The following is a 10,325-nucleotide window of genomic DNA, read 5'->3' as shown; positions in this document are numbered from 1 at the left end:
AAGACACGCTGTTTTCAGCTTACCGGGATATGCTTTAAGGCGCTTCGAATACGCTTACAATGAATTACCGTTAAATAGCCTCGAAACAAAGCGGATAGAGAAATGCCCCGCTAGAGAAAGATGAAATACAGCGTAGGATATCCTTTCGCATCACTCCAGTGACGATGCGCACGAGTCAAAATACGGAAAAAAAGTGATAAACGAGAGCATTTCAAGAGGATGAAAACACGAAACAATAAAAGATAGATGGCCCTTTAGAGTTTTATCCTGCCTTTTTTAAATAAAAAAACAGCCATAAACCGGATGTGAATTTTAAAGCCATATAAATATCTAGGATTTTTCATGAAAACATTAAAAAACAAATAAGACAATTCACAGAAAATAAAAAACGGCCAGGATTGTTCATGATCTTTTAGTGCGAAAATATATTTTACGAACAAAAAAACATTGAGAAAGAATATATCTTCCTCACTGAAAAAGGTTATTTAGCGAGGTGCTGATTGGTCTCATCTTTGCTGTGCAAGCAACTCTTTTTCATCGGGTAGAATTCCACCAGGTGCAACGTCTTAGAAGTCAACGGCGGCTCCATGTTGCCATCGACTAAGTTACAGAATTTTATGATTTTTAGCGCAGCTATGCCCGGCACGAACTCAACGGAATTTACGTCAGCAAGGAACAACTCTTCGATACTGTGGCTCTTCTCAAGGACAGCGAACTCCCGCAACGCTTTGCATTTTTCTATATAGAGCAATAGAGCATGGAAAGATTATCCAGCTTATTGGTTCCCAAAATAGCTTTTAAATTATGGCGATAAATCAGACTTAACGACGATAGCGCCGGAGCGGCGATAATTCCCGCCAGGCTGGTTACTTTCGTTCTGCTGATCCGCAACGTTTTCAGCTTATTAAATTCATTAAAACCAATACTGGCTTTTAAATAGGGCATAGTCAGTTTTTTGAAGTTGTCCATACTATAAAGGGGCGATAGATCGACACCTTTTAATTCCACATCATTAGTAGATTAATAATATAGAATGAGACAATCGTATCATTATTGATCAATGGCGATAAATCCGGCTTTGCTGCGCTCGCTTTCGCAGGGTTGATTAATTTTATTTGATCAAACTGTTTGCTTTCAGCGTACGAAATCTCTTTAGCGAGTAAAGGAAAAGGAACGTCCAGTTCATGAGTATTTTCGTTATAGATAATATCTTTCATACATTATCTTTAGCAACGAGCCGCAGAGGTTAATGTATAAGCCACGCCAAATGAGATAAGTGTATTAAAAAGAAGTGAAGAACAAAATCTTCACTTCTTTAGGGATCAATGTTGCGCCAGATATTGCTGTACCAGTTCGTTACCGGCAACGCCCATCACATTGAATTGCTTGTATTCGCTCTTATCAAGCACTCGGACGTACTCATCACCATTGTACAAATGCCCGGCACTGTGGAATATTTTCAGCTCGTTTTTCCAGTCCGTCAGCGGGATATTGCCGATAATTTCCCACTCACCACTTTTGAGGCTATCAACCGCCGCAAAGATCACATTGGTCATGCCTCTTGAGTTTTTAAACTTCAGAAACTCATCGTGTTGCGGAATGCTTTTATCAGCCTGAATGCTCAGCACGCCAAATGCGAACGCTTTTTTAAAACGTCCTTTCAACGCACAGACGATCTGACACACGGCAAACCGACCATCGGCAGTTGGGATCAGAAAGATATCACCTTCCTGGTATTTTTGACTCATATGCTACCCCTTATGACAGACAGCGCGTCTTGTAAGATTTCTTTACCCCATGCTGAGCTATCGCCAGCGATTTTATAGGTGGGTGCGTTTTTATTTCCGGGGCGGTAAGACCGGATATCATTCAATAAATTTGTTAATGGATTCATCGATTTAGCGCCACCATGCATACCAATAAGTTTTTCTTCCAGATATTTAGCTTCAGCTTTGGTTAAGTTGTTGTCAAAAATGATCAGCTGTTCCAGATGCGATTTACCCGGCGTTTTTGCATGGGTGTTTAAACGGGTTGGCGCATCACCGCGCCCAACGTAACGGATTTTGCCATTCTCGTGCAGAATATATAACCCTTGCCCTTTGGCACGGTTGTATTTCTTCTTCGAGCCACCTGGCGCGCGCGTCGACGGCAGACCTAAGCAGCGCTGCAAGCCGAGCGGATCGCTCCATGCCAGCGGATTTGGCGCATATTGATACACGCTAACCCCCGCCACCATACCCACGGGATCCTGGCTGATATAAGCCGCAATATTCGGGTCGTAATAGCGGTAGCGGTTGTAGTGCAGCCCGGTTTCCGCGTCGTAATACTGCCCCTGAAAACGCAGCGGGTTGTCAATGCGGCTGGCGTAAACCTCTCCTTTCTCGCCCCAAATGCCGCTTTTCTCCGACCAGACAATCTCCCCTTGTGGCGAGGTCAATCTGACCGGCGCACCGTTGGGATCGCAGTGATAGTGCCAGCTCTGCTTTTCTCCCCTTTCTAGCGTCAGTAGCGCCAGCGGCCAGAAGCTGTCCGGGTAGTAGATATATTCCCGCATCTCATTAAAGAGTTTGGCCTGCGCTTTCTGCCGCTTTAACCTGCCGCCGGTATCGAAAAGACTGAGCGCGGCCAGCGGCTCCTGCAGCCTGGTGACCGTTTCGCCAGCCAACGCATCATCCTGCCAGTAAAACCAGTGGGTTTCGCTCGCCGTCTGCTTGAATACCCGTCGACCCAGGCCGTCATAGCCATAGCGCACCAGACTGTCGCCTTTACGCACGGCGATCAACTGGCGGTTGTCATCCCAGACAAAATCCTCTTTTTCGCCTTCACTCTGGCTATCCCGGCGTTGACGTAACTCGCCAGCACGGTCAAACACATAGCGCACGCCGTGGTGAATGCCTTCGCGAAACCAACCGCCCGCGCTGTCATTCACCTCATGCGTTTGCGTCTGCAATTGATTACCGGCGGCATCCTGCACAAATTGTCGCAATGCGCCATCGGGTGCCGTGTGCGCCGTCAACCGCCCCACCGGATCGTAACTGTAGCGATCGCTGCCCCACAGGCTATCTTCCCGTAACGTCAGATTCCCGGCGCGATCGTAAGCAAACCCGCTAGCGAAGAGCGGCAAATCCTGTTGCAACACCTGCTGGGTACTTAGCCGCCCCAGTCTGTCGAAACTAAAGGTACGCAGGACATCGGCGGAGAGCTGCTCGCTCACACATCGCCCGGCCTCGTCGTAGGTGAACAGAATGGGCGCATCGTCGTTAAGCTGTATCTGACTTAGCCGCTCATGCGCATCGAGGTGGTAACGCACCTGGTGACCACTGTCGCTTTCGCGTTTGATCAGCACACCACGTGCGTTGTAACCGTAGCGCAGTTGAAAACCATCCTGCTCTTCAAGCAGAACACGTCCGGCATCGTCATAGCGCCAGCTCAACCGCCGCCACGGGTTTTCACACAGCACCATCCGCCCGCAGGGATCGTAGTGGTATTTAACCTGTAATGTGTCGCCGCTGCGCCGCTCCGTCAGCCGTCCCCTTTTGTCATAGCCGTAGCGCACTTCGCGACCCAGCGGATCCTCACGACTTATCAACCGGCTGGCCTTATCCCAGCCGTAACGCGTCACTTGCCCCCAATAATCATGCTCTTCCGTTACCCGCCCGAGCGCATCGCGCGTCAGTTGCCAACGTTGGCCATTTTGATTGGCCACCGTCACCAGACGATCTTCCGCATCATAGAGGAAGCTCAACGTCGCGCCGTCCGGGGTTTCGCAGGCCGTCAGCATGCCGCTGCCGTTATAGCGAAGCTGCGTAGTTCGCCCCTGCTCATCGGTGTAGCTTACCGGGTCATCTTCTCGATCGTAGACAACGCGTATTTCCCCGCCTGCCGGATCGGTTGTCGCCACCAGCCGGTCTTTGCTGTCCCAGTGAAAACGGGTTACCCCCCCGCTTGCGTCAATACGCTCCAACAGCGTTCCACGTACCGAGTGGCGAAGCTGGAGCGCGCCCGCGCCAGCCTGTTCAATCCGTTGCGGAAAGCCATAACGATCATACTGGTAGCGCGTGGGCGAAACACCGGGCACATCCGCCGCGCAAAGCTGCCCAAATGCGTCGTACTGATAACTCGTGGCGACACCGGTGGGATCGATTTCGCGGGTAAGATTACCGACCTCGCTGTATTCCGAGCGCCAGACCGCACCTTTCTCATCGGTAAGCGCCAGTAATTGCCCGTCATTGTCATAAACCGCCTGAATCACGCAACCATCGGGCATCTGTTCGGCGGTCATGCGCCCCTGTTCGTCATACTCCCAGCGATGAGTCGCGCCATCCGGCTCTGTCACTTCAACCGTGCGGCCAACATCGTCATAGCGGAATACGGTGTTACCACCCAGCGGATCGATTTCCGAGACTGGCAGGCCATTTTCGTCAAAGGTAATACGCGAAACAGCGCCAAGCGAGTCGGTGACCTCCACTTCGTTGAGCAGCGCATGGTACGCAAAGTGATAATCCCAAACTCCGCCATCACCCCAGGCGTGGATAACCTGCCAGGCCTCGTTGTACTGGTAGTGAAACCCTTGTCCGTTGCGATCAACATGGCTGACCATACGGCGCTGTTGATACGCAAAACGACGCGGATGCGACAGCGCATCGATCTCCGCGCTCAACTGGTTGTCGTGATCATACTCGTAACGGGTCAATGGCGAGATCTCGCCATCCAGCGCATTATGCAGACGCAGAATATGCAGACGGTTTCGCTCTTGCGTGACGAGGATGTCGCGCCCGGTCATCCCGGCATGGGTGAACTCGCGAATTTGCCGAAGCTCGCCCTCTTCCCGCTCAAATCGCCAACCGTTACCGCTCCGATCGACAATCTCGCGAATCGGCAGCGCGCCTTGCTTACCGCTAAAGTGCAACAGCGAGCCACTTTCCTGATCCACTACCCACAGCACCTCGCCAGCACGAGTTTCCCGCCACAAGCGGCTGCCCTCAGGCAAACCGTTAATGGCATGTTCGCGCCCGTCGTTCTGCGGTAGCGCGGCAAACAGCGTCATCCCTTCCGGCTGCGTCAGCATCGCGACGCCCTCTTCCGCCAGCACATCGAGGCGGATATCTGCCGGGGTTGACCAGCCAAAACCGCACAGCCCTTCGACCTCAATATCAGCCGAGGAATAGCTCCGCGCCCACGCCAGCGGCAGACGGCCCGCTAACAGGAAATCCTGTTGTTCCAGGCTGACGCTGCCATCGCGGATGTCCACCGGTTCAGCGCGCAGCACGCGGCATTTGAGGAAGCCGGAATCCATATTACGAAACAGTTTCTGGCGCAGCTTGCGAAAGCGACGCATAAACAGCCGCCACTTCGGCGTTTTCTTCAGTTTTTTGAAGCCCTTACCCAGCCCGCTTAACCCGGCGCGCATTAGCAGCGCCATCAGGTTGATGGTCGGCGGGCCGCCAACCACCACGTTATTGGGAATGGCGAGGTTAAAGGTGAGCGGTAGCGTCAGAGAGAGCGGTTTTGGCTTGGTGGCGCGCTTGAGGCGAAACGGCGGCACGAGGCCAATAATGTTGCAGCTCAACACCGGCATGCCGATGCGCGAGAACGGCTCGCCATCCACCGAGACGGTTTTGCTGCCCATAAACAGCTCGTCTTCAATCTGAGGGCCGCCCGGTGCGCGCAGCGGCGGCACCCACACACCACCGACCGGAATATGCACCGCGATGCCGCCGGTTCCTGCACTCGCGCGCTTGATGCTGTTGACGTGCACCGTGGTGCCAATCAGCGGCAGGTAATCGAACACGTCAAAAACAATGCCGATATGCGGCGTTGGCAGCGGCCACGGGTAGGTATGAATATCCAGCCCGAGCTGCGGGTCGAAGTGCGCGCCGGAGTGCATAAGTCTGGCCTCAGAACATGGCGCGCAGTAACGCGCGCAAGAACGTTCGAACCTCTGTCGCCAGCTCGCTATCAGAAAGACTTAAAAACAGCAGCGCGAGCAGCGTGACGACAACAATAATAATGATGCGATTTTTCATAGCGGGTTGCTTCCTGCAGTGTCAGATAACGATGCGTCATGGTTGCCCCAGTCGGGCAGCTTTTGCCACTCGCCAGGGGGCGCATCAAAGGGGTGAGCGATCTCCGGCAGGCCATTCCAGTGCGGGTGCAATTTCTCCCGCGCCAGCCGGATAACGCGGCGAAAACTGTCATCGCCGCGACGAATCAGGTTTTCCCGCTCCTCGCGGATCACGGTAAACATGGCCTCGAGTTGTAACTGCAAGCGGCTTTCAGCCTGCTTAACCTGCGCAACGGTCGGCTCAGCGGCGAGCCCCGCTTCCGCCAGTTGGATCAGCCGCTGTTTTTCACGTTGCCAGCGTGCGGCGCAGGCTTCGAGCGCCTCGGTGCGACGCTTATCGTGCATACGCAATAAATCCTGAAACACCAGCGGCAGCGTGGTCTGGCTGCGTTCGGGCAGCGGCACGCTTTCCGCCGCCTGCACGGCGCGCGCGTACTCCTCCATCGCCGTCGGTCGATGTCCAGCGAGCCAAAGGCAAAAACCGGACATCCGCCAGCCTTCCATTTCAAATACCGGATGGGGAATAGCCTGCGCTTCCAGCGCCGCCTGGCGATACCCTTTCGCCGCTTGCAGATGGTCTTTCTTCGCGAACCACGCGCCTGCTTCACCGAAGGTGCTTTGCGTACGCAACTGCCCTTTCAGCGCCGGATCAGGGATCTCACCAGAGAGGTTTTGCGCCTGCCGGTAGTGGGTGACGGCCTGCACATGGTCGCCGCCTTTTAGCCAGCCACCGGCTATCAGGTTGTGCATCATCGCTTGTTGATCCGCCCAGCCGCGCCGCTGCGCAATGCCCAGCGCCAGTTCGCCGCGCGCGGCGACTTGTGCGGCACTGCCTTTTTCCAGCAGCAGCATCGCATCCGCCAGATAGCGGCGAAACAGCAACCGGTCGGCATCGCTGTCCGTCTGCTGCTGCGCGGTTTGGTGCATCACCCGCATGCCATCCACTTCGTCAACAATCAGCCGCACCTCGCGCGGATGCGCCTCATATAACGGCTGCCAAATCGGTTGCTCCAGCGTATCAATCAGCAGCAAACGCGGGGCGTCCGCGACCTGTTCCAGCCAGCCTTGCAGCCAGCGCGTTAGCGCGCTTTCATCGCTGACGCCGGAGGGTTTAAGTGCCAGCACCAGGTAACGGAGATCCTCGGCGAAAGCCTGCGCGAAGCTCTGCAACAACGTGTTCAGTTGCGCCGGGGAGTAACAGGGCAGATAGGGTTCCGCGTTCCATGCTGCGGCATTTTCGGTGGCTTCGTACTGTTCAACAAACTCGCGTCCCAGCGCGTCGCTGTAGCCATAACCAGTTTCGAAAGGAGTATTTAACCCAAGAAACAGATCCGGCAGTGTGCGACCTTCGGGATGCTGTTGCAGGGCGATAAAGGCATCCAGCAGCGATTCGCCGCCTGCCGGAACGCGCCAGATAAACAGACGGGTGCGTGCGGCGTTCTCGCTGGCGTCCAGCCAGCTTAGCTCCAGCTCGCTCATCATTTTCTCTGTGGGGTTCTTTGCCGCGCTCATTCCGTGTCCTTATCAGGCGTTAAGCTCGATTTTCTTGCCATTGACCATCACGCCCGCCGCGTTAATGGTGATGGTCGAGCCGCCCGCCGTGATCTCCACACTGCCGTTGCCAATCAGAATGCCGCTTTCGCCGACGTTGATCTGGAAGGTATCTGTTGCGCTGTCTGCCACGCTGCCCTGCGTAAAACGGGTGTCGCCGCCGGTAATGCTCAGCGTGCGTCCGGCACCGATATTCACCTCTTGCTTTTGCACCACCGTGCGCACTTCACTGCTGCTGACGGTGACATTGCGGTTGCCGGTCACTTCCAGCGTCTGGTTACCGGTCACCTGCACGGTGCGGTTTTGCTGCACACTCACTTTTTCGTTGCCCTGCACGGTGCGGGTTCTGTCCTGCACCACGGTCAGCGTCTGGTTGCCTTGCACGGTGCCAGTGTTGTTGCTCTTCACCGTGGTGATGTGGTTGCCGGTAATGGTTTCATCGCGATTTTGATCGACACTGAGGGTTTCATTGCCTTTCACGCTTTCCGTGCGGTTCTGCTGCACGGTGGTGGTTTCGTTACCGTTGATGGTTTTGCTGCGATCCTGGCCGATGGTGACAGTTTCATTGCCGTCCACCGTGCGGGTGCGGTTCTGTTTGATATGGCTGGTTTCGTCTTTGCCCACGGTTTTGGTGCGGTTGCTGCCAACATCATGGGTTTCGTCGTTTTCAACTTCGGTATCCATGTTGCGCTCGGCGTGCAGCCAGAGTTGTTCTTCCCCGGCTTTATCTTCAAAGCGCAGGGCGTTGGCGTTATCCGGCGAGCCATCTTTCGAGCGGCTCATAAAGCCCATCTGCGTGGCCGCCGCCGGCAGCGCCCACGGCGGCATGCTGGCTTCGTTATAGACGCGGCCAATGATTATCGGCCTGTCCGGCTCACCGTTAATAAAATCGACCACCACTTCGTCGCCCACCCGCGGGATCTGCACGCCGCCGTAGCCCTGGCCTGCCCACGCGCTGGAGACGCGCACCCAGCACGAGCTATTTTCATCACCCTGGCTTTGCCGATCCCAGTGGAACTTCACCTTCACGCGGCCATATTTATCGGTCCAGATCGACTCGCCTTGCGGCCCGACCACGCGCGCCGTTTGCGGGCCATAGGTGCGCGGCCAGTCGGTGACCGATGCCGGGCGAAAAGGCGTTGTCGCCGGAATGACGGTAAAGGCGATGTTGTGCTGTGAGCTGAATGGCCCGCCGGAGGCGTACTGATTTTCTTCAAACGCATACTGTGCGCCAATCACCAGCCACTGGGCGTTATCGGCGAAGTTGGGCGCATTGGTAAGCCGAAAGAGATGGCCGGGTGCGATGCCGGTCGCGGTGCCGGAACCTTGCATTTGCTGTTGCTCCGCTTGCCAGGCCTGCTGGCGAATACGCGCGTACGATTCACCGTCGCCGTGCTCAACAAAGCGGCCAGGCCAGTCATAAACATCAATTTTCCCTGGGCTTGGCGAAACGGGGTTTTGCAGGGTTTGCAGCATCCAGGCATGCGGTTTGCGAAAATCGTAATCATCGGTGCTGTACAGACCCGGCGTAACAACATGGCGCGCCAGTAACTGGCTAACGCCCTCTTCATTGACTGCGCCGCCGCCAGCCTGCGCGTGCCAGGGGATGGTGCCGTAACCGGGAAAAGCCTCCGCCTGCGAATAGTCGTCCATCAGCACCAGCGTGTGCCCCTCTTTGCTGTGGCGAAACAGGTAGCTGATGCCTTCAAGCTCCAGCAAACGGCTGATGAAGTGAAAGCTGCTTTCACCATACTGCACGCTGTAATCCCACTGGCGGTAGCTGCGCGTCAGTTTGTCTTCAACCTCGACGTTGTATTCGGAAAACAGCGTTTTGGCGATATCCGGCACGCGCTGCTGCTGAAAAATGCGGAAGTTACGATCGCGCATCATCGGCCAGAAATCAGGTTCCAGCGTCGCCTGATACGCCGCATAATGCGTGCCGTCCAGCTCTTCGGTACGCACCGAAACGGCGGTCACTTTCCCGGAAAGATAGCGTTCGCTGCCCGGCACCTGGCACGGGATCACCACTGTCATCTCCTGCCCGAGCAATTTTTGCCGATCAAGGGTGAAGTCTTTGCTCAGCAGGTCGACCTGAAAACGAAAAGGGGCAGAAAGGTTCTCTTCCCCTTTCAATTTCCAGAACAGGAGTGAATCACTGCCAATGGATGACAGGACGGTTATCCGGTTAACCATACGTATTCCTTGGTAGCGGCGGCGGATATTTCGGGAGAAAACGATTTGCGAGAAATCATTCAAAAGAAACTTATACGCGCGCGTATTATTTACTAACAACCCATGATTACGATTAATATTATCTGGAGTTCATAAAATCGACAGTCAAATACAGATAAGAATTGTCTTATTTTGCAATGAAAATAATAAGTCATTTAAAATCAAACCAATGTAAATTGCCACAACAAAATAATGGAATTAAGGTTATTCGATTCAGCTAACAATAAATAATCACGCATCATATATCCTTTTATTTTTCGCATTATCATCCTAAGTGAAATTGGCGTTTTTTAATTAAAATATGCGTGCATTTATCCTCCTGTTTTAACCCCGGCGTACGCCCTGCCATCCACCGCCGCCGATTTACGGTTTCACACCAGCACGCGTCCCCTCGTCTGCCCGCTGTCGGGCAGCCAGAGACCTTTAGCACATTTGCGCATATTCTTATCCGGATATATTGGTTTTCGCCGCAGGTGCA

The 10,325-nt window shown here is 54.3% G+C and carries 7 protein-coding genes; all 7 read right to left on the bottom strand.

Annotation, left to right across the window (positions count from 1 at the left end):
- Positions 1-738 precede the first annotated feature (738 nt).
- The gene (locus ACFX4O_RS18495) at positions 739-1,008 is read right to left on the bottom strand and encodes a hypothetical protein (protein WP_380210133.1); all 270 of its coding nucleotides are present in this window, start codon (positions 1,006-1,008) and stop codon (positions 739-741) included.
- Positions 999-1,217: a hypothetical protein gene (locus tag ACFX4O_RS18490; protein WP_380210131.1), complete on the bottom strand. Its 219-nt coding sequence runs from the start codon at positions 1,215-1,217 to the stop codon at positions 999-1,001. Before ACFX4O_RS18490 ends, ACFX4O_RS18495 begins: the two co-directional genes overlap by 10 nt.
- 105 nt (positions 1,218-1,322) lie before the next feature.
- A complete protein-coding gene (locus tag ACFX4O_RS18485; RefSeq protein ID WP_131407051.1) occupies positions 1,323-1,748 on the bottom strand; it encodes an immunity 26/phosphotriesterase HocA family protein in 426 nt (141 codons plus the stop codon).
- Positions 1,745-5,887: an RHS repeat-associated core domain-containing protein gene (locus tag ACFX4O_RS18480; RefSeq protein ID WP_380210128.1), complete on the bottom strand. Its 4,143-nt coding sequence runs from the start codon at positions 5,885-5,887 to the stop codon at positions 1,745-1,747. The genes ACFX4O_RS18485 and ACFX4O_RS18480 overlap by 4 nt, the downstream gene beginning before the upstream one ends.
- A gap of 10 nt (positions 5,888-5,897) precedes the next feature.
- A complete protein-coding gene (locus ACFX4O_RS18475) occupies positions 5,898-6,026 on the bottom strand; it encodes a hypothetical protein (protein WP_020456137.1) in 129 nt (42 codons plus the stop codon).
- Entirely contained in the window at positions 6,023-7,576 is a 1,554-nt protein-coding gene (locus tag ACFX4O_RS18470; protein ID WP_380210126.1) for a hypothetical protein, read from the bottom strand. The genes ACFX4O_RS18475 and ACFX4O_RS18470 overlap by 4 nt, the downstream gene beginning before the upstream one ends.
- A gap of 12 nt (positions 7,577-7,588) precedes the next feature.
- Entirely contained in the window at positions 7,589-9,808 is a 2,220-nt protein-coding gene (locus tag ACFX4O_RS18465; RefSeq protein ID WP_380210124.1) for a type VI secretion system Vgr family protein, read from the bottom strand.
- Positions 9,809-10,325: the final 517 nt, after the last annotated feature.

The organism is Kosakonia sp. YIM B13571 (assembly GCF_042788095.1).
GTDB classification, from domain to species: domain Bacteria; phylum Pseudomonadota; class Gammaproteobacteria; order Enterobacterales; family Enterobacteriaceae; genus Kosakonia; species Kosakonia quasisacchari.
Note: the sequence above shows the minus strand (reverse complement) of the source record. Positions and strands in the feature narration are given on the sequence as shown.

Excerpts from the sequence above, each read along its gene's own strand:
- ACFX4O_RS18475 (WP_020456137.1), bottom strand. The coding sequence starts at position 6,026 with ATGAAAAATCGCATCATTATTATTGTTGTCGTCACGCTGCTCGCGCTG.
- ACFX4O_RS18485 (WP_131407051.1), bottom strand. The coding sequence starts at position 1,748 with ATGAGTCAAAAATACCAGGAAGGTGATATCTTTCTGATCCCAACTGCC.
- ACFX4O_RS18480 (WP_380210128.1), bottom strand. The coding sequence starts at position 5,887 with ATGCACTCCGGCGCGCACTTCGACCCGCAGCTCGGGCTGGATATTCAT.
- ACFX4O_RS18465 (WP_380210124.1), bottom strand. The coding sequence starts at position 9,808 with ATGGTTAACCGGATAACCGTCCTGTCATCCATTGGCAGTGATTCACTC.
- ACFX4O_RS18470 (WP_380210126.1), bottom strand. The coding sequence starts at position 7,576 with ATGAGCGCGGCAAAGAACCCCACAGAGAAAATGATGAGCGAGCTGGAG.
- ACFX4O_RS18490 (WP_380210131.1), bottom strand. The coding sequence starts at position 1,217 with ATGAAAGATATTATCTATAACGAAAATACTCATGAACTGGACGTTCCT.